Origin of the sequence: Pedobacter riviphilus, from assembly GCF_014692875.1 — a bacterium.
In the GTDB taxonomy this organism is placed as follows: domain Bacteria; phylum Bacteroidota; class Bacteroidia; order Sphingobacteriales; family Sphingobacteriaceae; genus Pedobacter; species Pedobacter riviphilus.
This window is the reverse complement of record NZ_CP061171.1, coordinates 2,017,928-2,037,957: the sequence shown is the minus strand read 5'-3', so window position 1 is coordinate 2,037,957 and position 20,030 is coordinate 2,017,928. Positions and strand designations below refer to the sequence as shown.

The following is a 20,030-nucleotide window of genomic DNA, read 5'->3' as shown; positions in this document are numbered from 1 at the left end:
TGCCTCTCCGAGAAATCGGAGCAGGCACTCGCAATGACGATGAGGCGGTCGGAATGACGAACGCTTTAGAACGTAACGAGGAAAAAACTGAAAACTTCAAACTGAAAACTGCCAACTGTATCAAAATCCCTCCGTTTTTAAGTATTTAATCGAATAAACAGCTTCCTTTTTCTCTGATTCTCCAGCATTTTTTAAATCATAGGTTTGATCGGCAGGTGTATCTACATCAGGAAAACGACGAACATCGCCGGTGCGGAAAACAATTCTGGAAACATCGGCAACTGGTTGAAAAGCCAAACTTGTTAATGCATCTTTTCCATTGACAGTGATGGTGTAAAATCGGGTAAATGCATCTAATTTTAGTTTGATATCATAACTTTTCCCTGCTTCATATTTCATGAAGTTTTTATACCGTGCACCAGCTTTTGCGCTTAAAGTTCCTGCAGTATCAAAAGTCAGGCGTACAGTTGCCATTCCTTTCGTATCCTGCAATTCGATTTCCAACAAACCAAAATCATTTTGCTTTGGCATAACCGAAAACGAAGCAACAATTTTTCTGGATGCAGGAAACAGTCTTTCGGCTTTTGCATAGTCGAACGGATCTTTATCTTTTAAAACCAAAGTACCGTTATCAACCTTTACAGGTGCCCAAAGCGGACTATAGATATTCCACATTTCGAGCGCCTTATCAGTCGGCATTTTGCCAAAATCATCATTCACATGTTGGGTTGCTTTATCATTAACGGGTACCGGAACCGAAGAAACCCAGATATCTTCTTTATTCATGCTGTACGTTACCCATAACTTCCCATCGGCAGGTTTTCCGTTTCCTTCTTCAATACCACGAACATACTGCGGACCGTAAGATTTGTAATTGCCTCCGTAACGCATTGGCGTAATTTCACCATTTACAAGTAAAAGGTTGGTATAATCTAGTCCGTTTTTACTTGTTGAAATGGCTAAAGGCCACCTATACTCTGAAGGATTATAAACCGTCGCGTAGTTACCATCAGCAGTTTTTTGACCCCATATTTTGGCATTGCTGTTTACAAAGCCCGGTGCACGCGACGCGTTTTCAGGCCAACTTTTACCATTATCATTGCTAATTGCTGTTAAGGCATTTTTCCATAAACCCACCACTCTTCCATCAGGCAAGTGATAATAACTGAATGCTTTATACTGTTTTTGCAAAGTAATTAAAGGATCTTTTCTATCTGCCTCTTCATTCCATTGTTGCGTCATCAACTTATTTGACAACAATTCATTACAGGCTTCAATAAAAGCTTTACTTTTGCTTCTGGTGTATAACGGATATTTGGTGTTTTTCTCCGAGTAACCTGGATTGTAATGGATGAAATAAATTGGGCCGTATTTTCCATCTTGCTGAATTTCTCTAACTGCCCTGCCAATTCCGTGACCATCGTTCGGGTCGTCTTTCGCGTCAAAACTGATGGCATAAAAACCCAAAACCAGGAATACATTATTAGTGGAAACATAAAAGCCCATGCGTTGGTGCATCACCGCATCTAAATCTTTGGCAACATCGATTCTACCCTCTTTTGTGGTTCCATCAGGAATCCGGTAGATTGGAAATACCACTTCTGGTTTGGTCCAGGTGTAACCATCTTTCGAAGATTGTACCAAAGTTTGCCCTGGCGGGATACTTTCACCAATTTTATCGCTTAAATATTCGATATAAAATTTATTGTTCCAATAAGCCAACATTGGCGCATGGTTGTAAGTCCAGCCGAAGTTTTCGGCCAGTTCAGGATGTTCTCTGTTGGCACGGAAAGTTTGAATACTGTGTACGCCCATCACTGGCGAAAGTTGGCCATGATGATAATCTGCGTTAACCAAGGTTTTACCTATATAACGCACCGTATCCTGCGCTTGCGAGCTTTGTGCTGCAAGTGCTAGAGTTAGGCTTAAACAAAGTATTTTAAATGTTTTCATGTTATTCAATTCAGTACGTCATTGCGCGTTTCCGATTCTTGATCGGAACGCTCTCGCTTGTTCCCTTGCTTCAGTTCTCAATGACGACTCATTTATTATTTCAATAAATTCTCAATCACTCTTCTTTTCACTTTTATAGTTGTTCCGTGTTTATGCCCTTCAGGGATGGAGACCTTAGCAGTTACATCCTTAAAAGTCTTAAAATCGGCTGTTTTGTAGGCTGAATAAATCTTTTGGCCGTAGGCATCGAAATAAATCAGCCAGTCATTTTTTACTTTTACCACAGTTGGTCCCTCCGTTAATTTCGGACTAAAAGTCTCCGAAACATTTTCATAAGGACCTAAAGCATCCTTTGCAAAAGCAACTTTTAAATTCCTATTCGGGCGGGTATTATCTTTTAAAACCAGCACATAATCTTTGTTTGCCCGTTTCACAATAACTGCATCGATTACACTAAAACCAGGATCGAGAAATAGCTTAGGCTTCGAGAAAGTCTCAAAATCTTTGGTTGTAATACTATACATCCGGTGATTATTTTCTTCTTCCTCTACTCCTTTAGCAAAGCGGAACGGTATGGTTGAAGCCCAGATGATTACATATTCTTTTTTCTCGTTATCATAAAAGATTTCAGGTGCCCACACATTTACCGTTTTTGGCTCACTTTCCATTACCGGAAGGAACTTTTGCTCACTCCAGTTGATCAGGTCTTTAGAACTTGCGTAACCGAAACCTCTATCCCCTTCCAACTGCAGGTCCATACTAAATGAAAGGTTCCATCCGGACCTTGAACAATTGATGGATCGCGTAAAACTTTCTGTGTTCCAACTGCTGGTTTTAAAAAAGTTTTATTCAAATCTGTCCAGTGATAAGCATCATAACTGTACAAAAGTCTCAAACCTTCGTTAGCCGGCTCATGGAAGGAGGTAAACAAATAGGCTTGTTTTGAACAGGAACTTAATCCGCACAAAAGCAGGCCAATAATAGCTAAGCGAAATACTGATATAGAATTGGGTTTAAACACTGTTTTTCTTTAATTATTTTCTAAATAAGATCCTGAAATAAATTCAGGATGACGATCGCGATAGATTTCTCCATTTCGCTGCGCTTCAGTCGAAATGACGTTTCTCACAGTCGTCATTCCCGCACAGGCGGGAATCTTAATACACAAACAATAGCCAAAGCATTACGATTCCCAATCAAGTTGGGAATGACGATTTACCTATTTATATCTCTTCCAATACCAACACCCAATCATTACCATTTGCAGGCTCGCCTGGTGGGTTAAACTCTTTTATTCCTTTATTTTCAAATTCTCCAATTGGGGTAACTTTTCCCGTTCTTGGATCAAACCATGATGCTTTTATTTCATCACCATCTATTTTACCTAGCTGCACACTGAAATTACGTCCTGTATAAGTGTAAAGCAGCGCAAAGTCTTCACCCCGTGTTGCAAGAATCCGATCATACTTTTCGCCGTTTTTACCTACAACCAAAGTTTGGTCGGGTACACGATTGAAATAAGAATGAGAAAGCATTAAATCTTTTAAATATTGCATCTGTTTAGCGCCTGGGGCATTAATTGCAGTGATCCACTGGTCTTTCGGACCATAAGCAGGTTTTAAATCTGTTTTTTTATACATCTGCATCACCGAATTATGACCATAGGTGTAGCCAAAAGCACCTGCAAAAACCGACCAGTAACCATATCTCCTCACATCACTGTCTGTCCAGCGTGGTTGAGTAGTATCATGCAGACCTTGTGGAATATCTTCATAAGATGGTTCCCCATCAATGGTTGGTTTGGTAGGTCTTAATTTATAATCAGCTTCGATATATTTCCAGTTATCCTCGCCATAATGCAGTTTTTCATTTTTAGAAGTATCCTGATCATAACGGCGATGACCAGATTGAACCATATCAAAATCGCACCATTTGGCTTTTTGGAACCATTGCGATGAAGCTGTTCTTCCTCTTGGGTGGAAAGTAATAAGATGATTGGGATCATTAGCCCTTAAGGTTTCGCCAATGGTATTCCAAACTTCTTTTTTATCGCTGCCTTTAATATCACCACCATTGAGCCAGATTATATTCCATTTCTCTGTATAACGTTTCGCCAAAAACTCAGAATAAGCTTTTGCTTGCTCCTTTTTAACTTTTCCAGCTTTAATATTAGTACCCCAAACAGGTACTAATGCCATATAGAGACCTTTTTCGGCGGCTTTATCGATAATGTAATCTACATGGTCCCAATAATCATAAGCCAAAGAATCTTTTGGGTTATTGCCAGGTGTAAGCATCGGCTTTGATACATCTGCATGTACAACTGAGGAATCGAGGTATACATTTCTCGATGGAACATCATGTAACAGCATCACCTGGATTACATTAAAGCCTTTCTGTTTACGGTCTTCGAGGTAAGTATTTGCCTCTTCTCTGGTCAGTCTACCAAATAACAACCAGCCTGTATCGCCGAGCCAGAAAAATGGTTTACCATCACCGGTGGTTAAATATCTTCCATTCTCTGAAACCAGGAGACTTTTATCACCAAAATGCGGTTTTTTCTTACAGCCAAAGGCTAAGCAAGAAACCACAACAAGCAGAAATATTTTAGTTTTAATGTTCATGTTAAATCTTATTGATGATGAGCACTTCGTCTCCTGACCCAACCTTCTCTAACTTAATAATAGCGCCAGAATTAATTTTCTCTTCTTTAAGCAATTTCCCTGTTTTCGAGTTGAGCACTTTTACGTTAAATTTTCCAGATACTTTGCTCAAATCGAGATTGATGGCATTTGCAGAAGCGTTATACAAAATATAAGCTTTGCCCGGGTTTTCTAAACCATATTGTTTTGCAGATTTATCTGTGGGTAAAAAGGGTTTCATCGCAGATGTCGCAGTTAAAATTGAAGCATCAATTCCATCGACATTGGAAAGCGACCCTCCAGCAATTAGAATGGCCCAACCGAAACTGTCAAAGCTATCTCCTGAATAAATTACCGCTTTTTCAGGGAATTTATTTTTATATTCTGAAACGGCATGATAAACTTCTTCGAAAGAGGTTTTTTTAGGTTTTAACAAACGTGCATGCTGACGGGGTGCTAAACTTAAACCACCTTGCGGTGCATAGGCGCTTCCATCGGCTTGGTAATACCAATAACGGATGTCGATCAGGTCAACCACTCCGGCGCGCTTTGGATCAGCCAAAATGGCATCCTGCACATCTTTGGTTACACTTAAACCGATAATTGGGTGCTTGCCTGTTTCTTTTTCCCATTCGTTAATGGTATCGATCCAGAACTGAACAAAGTGTAATGGACCAGTAAATTCGGCACCGATTAATTGGATAACGCCTGTGTTTCCATCAAAATTCTCTAAACATTTTCTGATATAAGCTTTATGGATTGCCTTGCGGTGCTCGTTACTGACATCGTAAAACTGCTCGGCCATAAAAATGCGTTTGTCGCCAGCATAAGGCACAGGTTCGGGGAACCCCGTGTTATTGATATTGTTTGCGGTACGCCAAGGGAAATCGGCATAATGCGCCCCAGCTTCAATAATGTTATGTTGAAAATAGTTCTCATGGATTAAAACCAGGCCTTTCTGATCAGCCAGATTAGCGAATTGCTTTAACCTATCCCAGTACCAGAGGTTATATTTTGTAATATCATATTTGCTCAAACCATCCCAGGCTTTATCCTGTCCGCTACGGGCAAAAGGCAATTCGTAAAAAGGTGCCCAAACCTCGCCATCCATACGGCGGATGCGCTCGTGGTCATCTCTTCTTCTATCGTACCAAAGGCCGTAATTATGATCGAGCACTTTAACCTGACCGTTTTTCATCGCATCTGTGATCGAATCTAAATCATCTGTTAAACCATTACCTGAACGTCCGGGTACGAAACGCGTAATATGAAACTTGGTGTTTTTTAATCCATACGGACGGGCGCTTCCGTTCCACCAGGACACATCCTGACGCTCGCCGAGAACGATTTCGCTGCCACGAACCAACCAACCATTTTTGATGCCCATCGCACCTGCAAGAGCAGGTTGAACAACTTGATCTAAGCCGATCTTATCAATGCTCTTTGCCGAACCGGCATCTGTTGGGATTTTGTTCCTGTCAGATGCTGCATCAATATATTCTGAAACAGTTAAAGCAGGTTTGTAGGCCAATTTGGTTAGTTTTAATGCCACATCTACAGGCGGACTGCTTGATGCTTCTGTTTCAACAGGTAGCACAAAATTCCTGCTATCTGCTTCACTTCCCAATCTATCCTTTAGTTGGGCATAATATAAACTTCGCGGCTGGATCTGTTCGTTCGACATATCCCAGTACCCGTTTCCGGCGAACTGAGACCAGGTTCCAAAAGCCCAGTTCTGAGCTGTTGGTGGCTGAAAATTATCAACCCTTGCAGCACTACATTGCCAAAAAACACTATTTGCAGCACTCCAACCAGCACCTTGTCCATCTTGTCCGCGGTTTAAATAACTTAAAGCTTGTCCGTCGATGTTTACGATATCGAATAAAACGCCTGATGCCCAGCTATCTATTGCGCCACTAAAACTGAAAGGCAAATAAGACTGACACTGTACAAAAACATTGGGGCCGGGAGCGCAAAAGCCAACAGCAAAATCATGGTAACCATATTCTGAGTATAATCTTTGGAAAAGCGTTTGCTGACCAGTAGTCAAAAAGGTAAAACGGCGCTCACCACCGATTTCGGAAATTGGAGCTAACGATTTACAATCTTCAACAGTAATCCTTTTTGACGTTTCCAAAACATTTACTGCAGAGCCTGCAAAATGCTCAAAAACCACCTGACGAATCCAGGCATCTTGTACATTTTCTAAACAGATAGCTGTCCAACGGTGATATTCGTCTTTAATATTTTCTTTATGATAATCTGATTCAATTTTCAGGTTTTCAATACCTGTTTGCGCAATTCTTCCATCCCATTTATATTTCGAAACAGTTGCGCCACCATATTTAGCATCTAAAGCTGTTGTAATTGGCACATCGAAAGTTATTGTATTGCCATTTATGGCTATAATTTTTCTATCCCAATGAATATCTCTTGTCCCTGGTTTCCATCCCAAAGCACTTTCTCCACCACCAAATTCAACCGTTTTGAGGGTTTCGATCCATTCTTTAGTGGATGGCCTGTTAATGATGATCTGATCACCTACTTTAAATCCATTGGCATTAACCAGTGTAATTTTATTTGCATTAACGGGTACATAAGTATCAGTAACCGCAATTGCCTGTTCTTCTATCCTGTTTTTTTGACCTAAAATCCTGATTACACCAATCCGGTCTAAACCAGTTGCAAAGATCTTCGTACCGTTTTCGCCCATTCCACTTCCTCGGAGTACTACGCCAGAAGCTGACAACCTTAATGTTCCTGCAACTTCGTAAGTTCCTTTTTCTAATAAAACGGCGCCACGTAATCCATCTTTCCCAAGAGGTAATTTCGAAACATAATTAATTGCTGACTGAATCCTTAAGGTGGCATCGCCATTTGAAACCGGAACTATTACCTTTATTGTTGCATTAGGAATGGCTTTTTCTCCCGCCATGTAACCAGCATAGGAAAAATCGGGGATCCGGTTTCCATCTGCATCCGGTGTATAAGCCATTTTACCATCTTTCCCTTTGAAGATCGGCTTTGGTGGCTCAACAGGTTTGGTCTTTTGTGCAAAAGAAAAATTAGTTGCCAAAAGCGCCATTACCAAAATCGGTAAGGTTTTTAGTTGCATGGCTTTTAATATGTGGTTAGTTTTTGGCATTAATGTTTTTTAATCAACTTTCTACAAACACGCGTCACCCTGAATTTATTTTACTGCGTAGCTTTCCGCTTCGCTACAGGTCAGGGTCTTTATTACAAGATAGATGCTGAAATAAATTCAGCATGACGACAGCCAAAAAGCAAAATTGCTATACGACTGCCAAGCCTTTCCGCTTTCAACTTTGGTCTTTCTCCTTTTTACGGTCTCACTTTATTAGTATCTACCAAGCTATTCAAATAAACTTCGATATTGGCATAACCTGATTTCGAAATTCTTGAGGCATCCTTTGCGTCTTTTGGGTTTAAACCATTTTTTGTTTCCCAACTATCAGGAATTCCATCATGATCGGTATCTACATAAGGTTTTCCTTTATATTCAGGATAACCGCCTACTTGTGCGATATCTGAAATAATTCCTTTTTTATAAGAATCGGCAGGTAAACGGCGTTTTACATAACTTTGTTGAGCAGGCAATTTCCCGTCTTCAACATGCTCAATCTTTCCTGTTGTAACCTGTTTAGTAATACGTTGGTCTACCGCATCGCGAACAGGTAAAGATGCACCAGCATTGGCCAGAACATAATCGTAAGCTTTTTTGGTATCGATAATAGAAATTTTTGCCATTGGCAACGGTTTATCCACTTTCATCGAATCTAATAGTTTTTGCCTATCTCTTTTGCTTTCAGGCTGAACACCACCATCCCAATTATTTTTGGTTACCTTTTCGTTTCCTTCTATAATATTTCCGGTTATATAAGCTTTGCCAAATTCGTTGGCAAACTTTTTATCTCTCCCCGATTCAGGTTTTAAGATACGATAAGAAATCGGTTCTCCGGCAGGTGTAATGGGGCCTGGTTTATAATAATTGTTGATGAAACTATAAAATGAGGCATTATCGCCACCATCGGCACTCCTGTTCCACCAGTTAAAGATCACATTATTGGCAAAACCAAAATCGCCATACATGCCAACAGATGGATTCCGGCTGATATTCGACGCCCAAAGGTTACGCATAAAAGTACTGTTCAAGCCACCAATTGTACTTCCGAAGGCATGATTATAGGTATCCAGGGCCTCAGAAAAGATTGAATTCTGGATGGTAACGTTTACCGTAGGCAATTTTACAGGTTTAGAACCGTCTTTTGGATCGTAAACATGGCGGTAAATCGACATATTTTCATCTAATCCCCAACTGGCCGAAACGTGATCGATAATAATATTTCCGACAGGATTCCCGCCAATGGCATCATCTCGGCGGGTAACATCGGTTGCACCACGACGGAAACGCATATAACGGATCACCACATCATGGGTGTTAATCCAAACTGATTCGCCAGCCACACAGATCCCATCGCCAGGCGCACTTTGACCAGCAATGGTAATATATGGTGCACGGATAATCAGCGGCGTTTTTAATTTGATAATCCCCGAAACATTAAAAACAATAATTCTTGCACCGCCTTGCTCGCAGGCCTCGCGTAAAGTTCCACTGCCGGAATCTTCGAGACTTGTTACCACGTAAACTTTTCCGCCGCGGCCGCCAAAAGAATAAGCACCACCACCTTCAGCGCCCGGAAAAGCCACTGTTTTAGCTTGCGGCAAATCGCCTGGTTTTGCTGCCCATGGAATATAAGGTTTATCATGTCTTGCATCTTCGTCTACAATGTGTTTTACTTTTAAAAATTGCAGTTCAGATTTTTCTTCGATGCTTTTTAAAAGCGAATCGGCTTTCTTTTCCATAGCTTCTGGGATTACCGGATATTGCGCAAAAGCTACATTTCCAATAGCATAAAGCGTTATTATGCTAAAAATTGAATTCCAGGTACGCATATTAGTTGGGCTTTACAATTGAAACTGGAACCACACTATTTAAGTATACTTCGATGTTCGCATAACCACTTTTTGTAATTTTAGTAGCATCAGATGCGTCCTTAGGGTTTAAACCATTTTTAAGCTCGTAAACATCAGGCATGCCATCATCATCACTGTCTTTATATGGCGTGCCTTTATATTCCGGGTAACCTCCAACCTGAGAAACTTCTGTAATGATACCTTGCTTGTATGAATCGCCAGGTAATCTGCGGTGTTCGAATTGAAATTCAGATGGTTTCGCATTAGGGTGAACTTCAATTTTTCCCGTGGCAACCTGTTTAATTACTCGGGTATCAACCGGATCTCTTTTCGGTAAAGTGGCACCAGCATTTGCCAAAACATATTCTTTAGCTTGTAAAGTAGGGATAATGCTGATTTTAGGCATTGGAAACGGGTTTTTAGCTTTCATCGCTGCGAAATATTTACTTGCTTCTTCGAAAGACATTAAATTTCCTTTTTTATCTTCCAATTGAACACCTCCATCCCAGTTATTTTTGGTTACTTTTTCGTTGCCATCAATGATATTTCCAGCAACATAAGCCCTGCCAAAAACAACATATGGTAATTTACTACGTCCAGATTCTGGTTTTAAAATGCGGTAACTGATCGGATCTTTTAGTTCGGTAACCGGACCTGGTTTGTAATAGTTGTTAATGATATTGTATTGAGCAGTATAATCGCCGCCATCAGTAGAGCGGTTGTTCCAGTTAAAAACCACATTGTTAGCGAAATTAAAAATTCCGTTCCAACCAATTGATGGGTTACGGGCGCCATTATCTGCCCAAAGATTACGGACAAAGGCGCAATTTTCTCCGCCTAAAGTGCTACCAAAAGCATGGTTCCAATAATCTAGCGCCTCTGAGAAAATAGAGTTTTGTATTGTGATGTTAACCGTACCCAATTTTTCTTCGGTTTTACCTGTACTATCATTGTACATGTGGCGGTACATCGACATGTTTTCGTCTAATCCCCAGCTTGCAGAAACGTGATCGATCATAATGTTACCTACCGGATTACCACCAATGGCATCATCTCTGCGGCCAACAAAGGTTTCTCCCCTTCTAAAACGCATAAAGCGAACAATAACATCATGAGTATTTAGCCAAACCGACTCGCCGGCTACGCAAACCCCATCGCCAGGTGCGGTTTGACCAGCAATAGTGATATAAGGTGCACGGATAATAAGTGGTGTTTTTAACCTGATGATCCCGGCAACGTTGAAAACTACAATCCTTGCGCCGCCTTGTTCGCAGGCATCACGCAATGAACCTGGACCACTATCGTTTAAATTTTTTACTACGACTACCCTACCACCATGACCACCAAAACTATAGGCACCACCACCTTCTGCACCTGGAAAAGCCAATAAATCTGATTGTGGTAAATCGTTTGGTCTGCCCGCCCAAGGAATATATGGCTTGCCCTGAGCTGCCTCTTTTGCAATAATAGGCTTTGCTTTCTCCCAGGCAATATCAGATTGGTGATAGGCTTCTTTCATCATCGAATCAGATGATTTTTTAATATCGGCAGGAATGTTTGGATATTGGGCAAAAGTATAATTTGCGGAGAGTATTAATGCTGTTGTTAGCAACAGATTTAAAATGTTCTTTTTCATTTGTGTTGTTCGTTGGGAAGAGAAAGAAGTTACGAAATATTTTTAACTAGCAGAAAAAATCTAATCGCTGATATTGAAAATCGTGGCTCATTTCTTTGTCTATCCTTGTAAGTAATTTTGGTTAGAAAGTATATTATCTTTCAAATTTGCATGCAAAAAGCAGCTGTTTAATGTATAATTTTGGCTATCTATTGTATCATCTTATCAATTGGTAAAAATGTCTGTAACAAATTAAATTCATTCTCGCAGCCATGTTACAAGATAGGAATAAAATTCATATATAAATGTAACATTCTTAAATAAAAAAAAAGGAAACAAATTAATGTCCCCTTTTTCCAAACCAAATAAAAAAAATGGGGTGGTGAGCAAACCACCCCGAAGATATTGAAATATCTATTGAAGCGGATCGAATGGACCACCCCAGGTATTATTCTGTTGTAAATTGATATTATTGTTTATGGATAGTGTTGGTATGCCATAAAAATAGTTTCCCGCCTGGAAATTGATATTTTGGTTATCTAATGCTTTTAAAGATAATGTAAAGCTAGAAGCATATAATGCATCTAAAGAATTTGCCGCAGAGGCTTCTCTGGTTAGTGCAATATAATCAGTAGTTTGTGTACCGCTCCTGTTCAGCTGAATAATCAAAGCATTACGTTTTGTACCATTTAAAGTAGATTCCAGCAATTTTCTTCTTCTCAGATCCCAAAATCTTTTACCTTCAAAAGCCAGTTCAATCTGTCTCTCCCTCATAACAGCGGCAACAAGATCGGTTCTTCCCATTCCGGCTGTTAAGCCATATAAACCATCTGTACCTACCTCAATACCAGCTCTTTTTCTGATGGCAATCAAATTTGCATAGGCTTCGTCAGTAACAGCTAGTTTATTAAGCTCAGCGGCAGATTCAGCTAAATTCAGTAATACTTCGGCATAACGTATTTCGATCCAATCTGTACCCATAAAGGTGGTTGGAGAAGTTTTCGTTTCATCAACCCCTTTACGCAGGTAGAAGCCCGTATTGCTAGCCGCTACGGCCTCTGTAGTTTTATTGGCATTACCCGAGGTAGCAGTGTAGTAATAATATGTCCACAAACGGTTACCTCCTAAAACTGAACCCCAGGTACCGCCATTATAGGCAAGCGTGGTATAAAATCTTGGGTCTCTGTTTTTATAAAAGGTAGCCATTGAATATGGATATTTTGATGAAGTATTGGCAGGTTTACCATCAGCCATTGGGAAAGCTAAACTCATTTCGTAAGTAGGCGTAAACGAGCCACCACCAGAAACTGATTTGGGCCTTGCACCATTATCGAAGGTGTTATTATTGGCATTTGCATCTACTGATGAGTTATTGTAACCTGTAACTAATACAGCTTCTGTATTTGCTGCACCTTCTGTAGTCCACATGGTGTAATCTATTTTAGGGTAAAGTGCAAAACCATTTGCAGATAATATGTTTACTGCATTTTTGTTTGCATCGTAAGCAGCCTGCCAACGGGCAATATCGTTATTAGGATTAAACTGTGGACTGGCATAAGTTAACAATACACGGCCAAGAAATGCTGCAGCTGCTCCAGAAGTAATCCTTCCATAATCGGCTGTTTTAGGCCATTTTGCCGGAAGATATTTAATGCAAGAATCAAGATCGCTTTTAATCTGTGCGAAAACTGCACTTGTTTTGGCGCGGGGAACCAATGCTTCTTGTTTTGCCTCATCGCCAACGGCACCAAGTGGAACCAAAATTAAAGGCACGCCACCATATAATTTTACCAGTTCAAAATACCTGAAAGCCCTCCAGAAATAAGCTTGGGCGGCAAATCTGCGTTTTACAGCCAGATCGAGTGTACCGGCATTAACATCTCGCAAGAAAGTATTGATTACCCTGATTTTGGTATAAGCAGGATTTGCACTTGCCGATGTACCTATATCGGTTACACTTTCGATGGTTAATGTACCTAAAACAAAATTGTTGCTTCCCTGGCTTTCTTCCGTTAGGTTATAAGTACCTGCAGAGTGAACAGAACCACCTGTAGTGCCAAACCAACCAGGTTGATTTTGACTGTATAGGTAGTCAGCATTTAATTTTACAGTGGTTGAGTCGTTAAAAATCTGATCGGCAGTAAAATTACCAACATCTTGTTTTTCTAAAACCTTTTTGCAATTCGTTAGCGAAAATACGGCTAAGCTTAATGCAGTTATGATGAATATCTTTTTCATTTTTCTATATTTTAAAAACCAACATTTAATCCGAATGACCAAGTTTTTAACGTTGGATAGGAATATAAAGCTGTTTGTAAATCTCTGTATTTGCCTGGAAAAGGGTTGATAAATTGAACCGGATTGGTAGCAACGGCATATAGCCTCAAGCTTGACATTCCTACTTTATTCGCGATATTGGTTGGAACATTATAGCTTAAATTGATACTACTGATGCTGAAGCTGGTTGCTTTAACCAACCAAAAATCGGATGTTACTTCAAAATTTGTTCGGAAGAAAGGATTAGGGTATGCCGCGTTGGTATTGGTTGGTGTCCAGTGATCTACCCAGTATACTGCCCTGTTATCATAAATTGATGCACCTGTTGATGAGCTCGACTGGTTGGCTGGTTTTAAACCATCTATTGTGGTCCATCCGCCCCACGACATGCCCATAATTACGTTCAGTACAATTCCTTTATAACCCACATTCCAGTTTAAACCTAATGCATTATGGTTATTCTGCCTGCTTTTTATAAAAGACTGATCTTTTTTATCGGTACTAATCACCCCATCCCCGTTTATATCCTCATAATTGATCATACCAGGCTGTAAAGGCTGTCCAAATATTTTAACATTGGCTGCACCACCGGCTGCAGTGGCACGTTCTGCGATAATTGCATCTGCCTCGGCCTGTGTTCTGATAATGCCCAAAGATTTATAACCAAAAACTCCTAAATCAGATGATCTTCCGGTAACATCTTCTACCGTACCGATAATCGAAGCTGCCTGATCAACTTTCAACATTTTGTTATCCATCCAGGTATAGAATGGACTAATACCATAAGTAAAATCTTTACCGATCTTATCCCTCCAGCCTAATGAGAACTCCCAACCAAATGTATTGGCATTAGTATAATTTTCAGTTGGCGTGGTGGCACCGATTGTTGTTGGCACGGATGAGCTTAAAGAAGTTAAGATATCAGTACCGTGGTTCCAATAGTATTCAGTTGTAAAAGAAAGGCGGTTTTTTAAGAAAGCCATATCTACACCGTACGAAGTTTTAAGCTCTTTGTTCCAGGTTACATCCACATTTGGAATGGCCAGATTGGGTTTAATCGCAATCGTTCTTGAATCGTTACCATTAAAAACAGCACCACCAGAACTTCCTGTGCCCAGATTATAATTGGCTAAATATTGATAAGCTTTAGTATTATCAACGCCCGATAAACCTACCGAAGCCCTGAATTTTAACAAATCGAGCCATTTTGCGTTAGCCAGGAAAGATTCTTTATTAGCTACCCAACCTACTGATGCAGCGGGGAAATGTCCCCAGTTATTTCCTGGTGCAAACCTTGAACTACCATCGGCCCTGTAAATCAATTGTAATAGGTATTTTTGATCGTAATCGTAATTTACACGGGTAATCAAGGCCTGGAAACCAAATTGACTTACGGTTGAGGATTGATTTGAACTTGAAGCACCCACCGCAAATGATTGATAATCTAAAGCCCCGGCTACCATCCCGGTTGCTTCTGCATTTACTCCTTCACTATTTTGCTCGCGCTGTTCTACCAAAGCCAATGCCGAAATATTGTGCTTGCCAAACGAGCGGCTATAAGTTAAACCTGCGTTTAACTGATAAGAATCTGCAAAATTTGGGGTTAAACGTACTTTATCGCCGTTTAAAACACTAAATGTACCTACTAATGCTCCTCCTGGAATATGATTGTTGGCTCCTAACCCAGCATATTTATAGTAAACAAATGATGTACCGAACTGCTTGTTATTGGCCGCATTTAAGTTTTTGTTGAATGTTGCCGTAGCCATCAATCCTTTTATACCCGGGATTTCGTAGGTAACTTTAGCTAAAATATTAGTCGAGGTATTGGTGCCTCCAGTATAGTTGTTTGAATTTTGGATGGCGAAGAAATTGATGTTATCATTACCACCCGTATTACTTCCCCCATTACCACTGGATTACCATTGATGAAATATTCCTGCCAAGGCTGAACATTTTGTAATGATGCAGCATCGTTATCCAAACTTTCGGATGTACTGGTTAATTTATACCAATAACTTCTGTTATAACCCACATTGGTGTTTAATGATAAAGAGGTAACCAGTCCTTTGGCCGGCTTTGCTTCAACAGTTGCCCTTAATCCATATTTATAAGAGTTAATACCTTTAAAATTGCTGTTCTGGTTTACAAAATCGCCACCGATAAAATAGGTTACTTTATCATTTCCGCCACTGATGTTTGCTGCTGTGCGCCAAACATAAGCAGGTCCAAAAGCATCATCAAAATAATTGTGACTGTGTGTTGAAAAATAATCCAGCTCATCTGGTGTGTACCAAGCGGCAAGCCTGGTCGGTCCTTTAACCCCAGCTGTTATCAAATATCCATCGGCATCATAAAATTTATCAACAGGAACTCCAGGAGTAGTTTGTATATAGGCTGATGCCTGGGTATAATCATTAGAGAAAGTTCCCAATTGTAATGAATTCATCATTTTGGGCATGATGGTAGCCGTAGATACACCAAGTGAATTGCTGATATTAAATTTTGGCGCACCGATCTTGCCCTTCTTTGTTCTGATCAGAATAACACCGTTTGCACCCTGAACCCCGAAAATTGCGGCTTCAGCATCTTTTAAAACAGATACGTTGTCTATTTCGTTAATATCCAGGTTATCAAAATCGGCCTGTGTTCTGATAATATCGTCGATAACAAATAAAGGATTGGTACCCTGACCGCCATCTTTTGCAAAAACCACCGGATTACGAATGGTTACGGTTGTTCCTTGCCCTGGCCTTTGTGCGCCGCCAGATACACTTAAACCAGGCGCTGTGCCTTTTAAGGCCGCCGTTAAGTTTAAGGCAGGTATATCTTCAACACTTTTCAAATTCGGTGTAGATACCGAACCGGTGAGCGAGGTCTTTTTTTGTGTACCGTAACCCACAATTACCACATCATCCAGATCTTTATTGTCGGATACCAGTTTGATATTGATTGTAGATTGGGTACCAACTAGAGTTTGCTGCCTGATGTAGCCGATGTAAGAAAATACAAGCACATCGGCATTGCTTTTTACCTGAATAGTATAAATACCATCCGCATTGGTACTCACATTACTGGGTACACCTTTGATGCTCACATTTACCCCCGGGATCCCCTGTCCATCTGCCTGATCGACAACCTTTCCCGTTACCTTTCGGTCTTGGGCAAAGAGGATTGTGCTTGCCAGTAGAATAAAAAGCAAGGACAAAGAAATTTTGCGTAAAAATTTTAAGTTCATCTTATTATTTGGTTAGTTAATATTATAATGTCGGCTGGTTATAAGCCTGAGTTTAATGTTTGTATTTTATTATTTTTTTTGTAACTGAGGTATTTAATTATCCTTATCAATCAGTTTATAAGTATTTTTTATTAGGATCGATAAAATAAAAAGTTCAATTAATGCTTATAAAAATTAAAGTGATGAAAAACACAATGTGATTTGGCTCATTTTTTTTATTTGGATCTAGATAAATATTTTGGTTAGAAAGTATTGTAATTCAAAGTTGCAATCAAAAACTGGCTGTTTTAGCGAGTATGTTCGCTATTTATTATACGATTTTATCAAACATATAAGTAAAATATACAAACAACATTCAGTATTTTAATTTGGCGATACAAGATATAATTAATTCATATATAAATGAAATATTCTTAAATAAAAAAATCGAGACAATTAAATTGTCTCGATTCTAACAAAAAACAGAATTATTGTCTATCTAAAACTTCGTATTTTAATTCTGTATTTTCACATCAACGTTTAAGAAAACTCCGCGCGATGAATTGTTGCTGGAGATGGAATTAACATAGAAAGCGCCATACTTACCCTCGGGCGTTAAGAAATAAAATAAACTACCTGGTATTAATCCGTGGTAATAGATTTGAGTGTGGGTTTAGCGCTTTTACCTGCCGTAAGAATCTGCGCACCGGTTCTTAAGTTTAAAAAGGCTGAAGCTTGTCCGGTTTTTGGTGCACCAAGTAAAGTTGCGCGTTTATTTGTCCATGTGCTCATATCATAGGCCGTAAATGGCATCGGATTCGCATCTAAAGCATAAGCATTATACAAATAACCGTTTACACCATTTGCAGTTACTGGCGTACGATAAATACCAAGATCGATTTTATCAGTATTTTCTTTACCGTTCGAGTAGCTGTATAGTTGTCCAGTGGTTAAGGAAATATAAGAATTGGCTACCTTGGTAACGGTATCTGGAATAAAAATCTCCCTTGATGTCCAGTATTTATAATCAGGCAATACATTTAAAGTAATGGTTTTGTATCCATCCCCCAGGTAAATGCCGCCTTTATCCAACGCCCAAATCCGGTAAGAGATTAGCCCCACCCTTGTGTCCATTTTTAGTTTAACGATGCCTGTAGCTTTTTTGCGCTGCGTATCGTCCAGTGCAATTTTTGTGGGAATGGCCGACGAAGTTTCGAAAATACAGGCCACGTACATATCTGTTTTCGGCGATTCGATGGTGTATTCTAAGTACACACTATCACCTACATTTACATCTTTATAACTGGTTACGGCATAAGGGCTTTTGGCCGAATAGGTTACCGTAACATCCTCAAACATATTAAATATATTGGTGGTTTCTTTTTTACAGGCTGTAAAAAGAAGTGTTGCCATTACGATCAGGCCAACAACATTTAAATTTCTTTTCATTTTAAATTTTATTTACTGATGAATATTGATTTACAACGGATCGAATGTTCCACCATCCCATCCTATGGTTTGATCTAACAATGGACTTGAATTCATAAATGTTGAAGGTAAGGCAAAGAAATAGTAGGTATCCAATATTCCAAAACCATTAGGTCCTTGATTTACGTTAGTTGCTGTAAAATATTTATCAAACGTAGTCCGGTCGTTTACGTTAATATTTTCCCTAAAACGGATACCATTGGTACCCACAGCTTCTAATTCGGTTTTCAATGCAGCGGTTTTAACTGTCCATTGGATGGTCTGCATCTGGCCGCTCAATAAATGGTAACGGCGGGTTCGTCTTAGATCGAATGAGCGTTTGCCCTCGAAAGAAAACTCGACCATCCGTTCATTCATGATCAGGTCGCGCATCAATTCTTTGGAAGTAGCCAGGTCTAAGCCATAGTTTTTAGTTCCGGCTTGTATGCCAGCCCTGATTCTGATCTGTTTAATCAGGTCTTTGGCTTCCTGCAGATTGCCAATCTCGTTAGCACATTCGGCATAATTCATAATAACTTCAGCAAAACGGAGTTCTACCCAGTCTAAACCGTTTCCTCCAAAATCGTTGGCATTAATTACCGAGCCTTTGGCCAGATCAGGATCGCAGAATTTCTTTAAATAAAACCCCTGTGGTGATGCTTCAGTAATTCCACCGTTATAACACCATTGTTTACGGGTAGCTAGACCGCTTAATTTCCATTGACTTCCATTATAAGCAATTGTTGCGTCTAAACGGGGATCGCGGTTTACCCAAAATACAACCGGATCATAAGTGAAAGAACTGGCCTGCCCTACCGGAACACCATCTTTCATGGTATAGGCATTTACCAATTGTAAGGTTGGTGTAAAAGCCGATGCATTGCCGCCCTCTTCTGTTGGCCTGCTTTTTTGTTCTACATTTTGTCCTCTTTTAGAAAGTTTGGCCGAATATGAACGAACGATGATGGCTTCAGGATTGGCCGTTCCTTCTTTAAGAAAAATATCGGCATAATTTGGCATTAACGACGCTCCTGCAGCTTTGCAGATATCGTAAGCTTCTTTATTGACCTCATAAGCTTTTTGCCATCTGCTTTGATCGAATGGGTGCGCTGGATTATTGGTTGGGTTAAACTGTGGACTGGCCCAATACAATAAAACCCTGGCTTTTAACGCGGCTGCAGCCTGACGGGTAAATTTACCCCTCTCGGTAGCATCTACCCAGGTTACACCATTTAACAAGTTTATAGCCGAATCCAGATCGTTTACGATGACCTGGAAACATGCTGATGCTTTTGAACGTCCTGTAAGCGTTAAATTATCCGGATCCTGTGGTTCAAGCACTAAAGGCACTCCACCATAAAGCCTTACCAACTGGAAATAGGTAATGGCCCTTAAAGCAAAAAACTGACCGCGCAGCTTGTTTTTCGAACTTTGAGATAAGGTTCCTTTTGGTATTTCTTTTAGAGCAACATTGCAGCGTGCAATATCGAAATAGCGGTTATCACCTTTATTGCCCTGATATTTGGTCGCAATAAATTTTACATCGTTAGCGGTTAAAACTCCATTTACACCAATGGCCTTACGCATAATCGATTCTGAAGAAGAAAATTTATCTTCATCACTGGCGTAAATTACATTATCGGCCGTTATTTCATAAGGAAAATCGGGCATAGTCACATCGTAAGTATCGTTTAAAAGAAACTGGATAGAACCTTCGTTGTCCCAAATCCGTGAGTCCATTCCATTTCTATCTTCGAGATCGAAGAAATCCTTTTTGCAGGAAGAAGAGAATAAGATAAGCATCGCCATCATTCCGATCAGCAATGTGGTTTTATTTTTTAAAATCATTTTAGCTTGGTTTGAG

At 39.9% G+C, this 20,030-nt stretch carries 11 protein-coding genes; all 11 read right to left on the bottom strand.

Features of this window, described 5'->3' with window-relative positions; translation table 11 throughout:
• Window positions 1-120: 120 nt before the first annotated feature.
• The 11 genes from H9N25_RS08295 to H9N25_RS08245 all read right to left on the bottom strand — a co-directional run bounded on the left by H9N25_RS08295 (window position 121) and on the right by H9N25_RS08245 (window position 20,014).
• Window positions 121-1,953: a sialidase/neuraminidase family protein gene (locus tag H9N25_RS08295; RefSeq protein WP_190328562.1), complete on the bottom strand. Its 1,833-nt coding sequence runs from the start codon at window positions 1,951-1,953 to the stop codon at window positions 121-123.
• 95 nt (window positions 1,954-2,048) lie between these two features.
• Window positions 2,049-2,711: a glycoside hydrolase family 43 protein gene (locus tag H9N25_RS08290; protein ID WP_223833668.1), complete on the bottom strand. Its 663-nt coding sequence runs from the start codon at window positions 2,709-2,711 to the stop codon at window positions 2,049-2,051.
• Between the two features lie 465 nt (window positions 2,712-3,176).
• Window positions 3,177-4,577 (bottom strand): glycoside hydrolase family 140 protein, encoded by a 1,401-nt coding sequence (locus tag H9N25_RS08285; protein WP_190328561.1) that lies wholly within the window; start codon window positions 4,575-4,577, stop codon window positions 3,177-3,179.
• Between the two features lies 1 nt (window position 4,578).
• Window positions 4,579-7,740: a DUF6298 domain-containing protein gene (locus H9N25_RS08280; protein ID WP_223833667.1), complete on the bottom strand. Its 3,162-nt coding sequence runs from the start codon at window positions 7,738-7,740 to the stop codon at window positions 4,579-4,581.
• 197 nt (window positions 7,741-7,937) lie between these two features.
• Window positions 7,938-9,569: a pectate lyase family protein gene (locus H9N25_RS08275; RefSeq protein ID WP_190328560.1), complete on the bottom strand. Its 1,632-nt coding sequence runs from the start codon at window positions 9,567-9,569 to the stop codon at window positions 7,938-7,940.
• A 1-nt stretch (window position 9,570) separates the two neighbouring features.
• Window positions 9,571-11,226, bottom strand: a complete 1,656-nt coding sequence (locus H9N25_RS08270) for a pectate lyase family protein (protein WP_190328559.1) — start codon at window positions 11,224-11,226, stop codon at window positions 9,571-9,573.
• Between the two features lie 393 nt (window positions 11,227-11,619).
• The gene (locus H9N25_RS08265; protein ID WP_167294240.1) at window positions 11,620-13,443 is read right to left on the bottom strand and encodes a RagB/SusD family nutrient uptake outer membrane protein; all 1,824 of its coding nucleotides are present in this window, start codon (window positions 13,441-13,443) and stop codon (window positions 11,620-11,622) included.
• Window positions 13,444-13,454: 11 nt separating this feature from the next.
• The gene (locus H9N25_RS08260; RefSeq protein WP_255524651.1) at window positions 13,455-15,344 is read right to left on the bottom strand and encodes a SusC/RagA family TonB-linked outer membrane protein; all 1,890 of its coding nucleotides are present in this window, start codon (window positions 15,342-15,344) and stop codon (window positions 13,455-13,457) included.
• Window positions 15,290-16,720 (bottom strand): carboxypeptidase-like regulatory domain-containing protein, encoded by a 1,431-nt coding sequence (locus H9N25_RS08255; RefSeq protein WP_190328558.1) that lies wholly within the window; start codon window positions 16,718-16,720, stop codon window positions 15,290-15,292. Before H9N25_RS08255 ends, H9N25_RS08260 begins: the two co-directional genes overlap by 55 nt.
• A 621-nt stretch (window positions 16,721-17,341) precedes the next feature.
• Window positions 17,342-18,148 carry a hypothetical protein gene (locus H9N25_RS08250; protein ID WP_190328557.1) on the bottom strand — a complete coding sequence of 269 codons (807 nt, stop codon included), beginning with the start codon at window positions 18,146-18,148 and terminating at the stop codon, window positions 17,342-17,344.
• Window positions 18,149-18,178: 30 nt separating this feature from the next.
• Entirely contained in the window at window positions 18,179-20,014 is a 1,836-nt protein-coding gene (locus H9N25_RS08245) for a RagB/SusD family nutrient uptake outer membrane protein (RefSeq protein WP_190328556.1), read from the bottom strand.
• Window positions 20,015-20,030 lie beyond the last annotated feature (16 nt).

Bases quoted from the DNA above. Each gene is read 5' to 3' on its own strand.
- H9N25_RS08295 (WP_190328562.1), bottom strand. From the start codon at position 1,953: ATGAAAACATTTAAAATACTTTGTTTAAGCCTAACTCTAGCACTTGCA.
- H9N25_RS08290 (WP_223833668.1), bottom strand. From the start codon at position 2,711: ATGGACCTGCAGTTGGAAGGGGATAGAGGTTTCGGTTACGCAAGTTCT.
- H9N25_RS08285 (WP_190328561.1), bottom strand. From the start codon at position 4,577: ATGAACATTAAAACTAAAATATTTCTGCTTGTTGTGGTTTCTTGCTTA.
- H9N25_RS08280 (WP_223833667.1), bottom strand. From the start codon at position 7,740: ATGCCAAAAACTAACCACATATTAAAAGCCATGCAACTAAAAACCTTA.
- H9N25_RS08275 (WP_190328560.1), bottom strand. From the start codon at position 9,569: ATGCGTACCTGGAATTCAATTTTTAGCATAATAACGCTTTATGCTATT.
- H9N25_RS08270 (WP_190328559.1), bottom strand. From the start codon at position 11,226: ATGAAAAAGAACATTTTAAATCTGTTGCTAACAACAGCATTAATACTC.
- H9N25_RS08265 (WP_167294240.1), bottom strand. From the start codon at position 13,443: ATGAAAAAGATATTCATCATAACTGCATTAAGCTTAGCCGTATTTTCG.
- H9N25_RS08255 (WP_190328558.1), bottom strand. From the start codon at position 16,720: ATGAACTTAAAATTTTTACGCAAAATTTCTTTGTCCTTGCTTTTTATT.
- H9N25_RS08250 (WP_190328557.1), bottom strand. From the start codon at position 18,148: ATGAAAAGAAATTTAAATGTTGTTGGCCTGATCGTAATGGCAACACTT.
- H9N25_RS08245 (WP_190328556.1), bottom strand. From the start codon at position 20,014: ATGATTTTAAAAAATAAAACCACATTGCTGATCGGAATGATGGCGATG.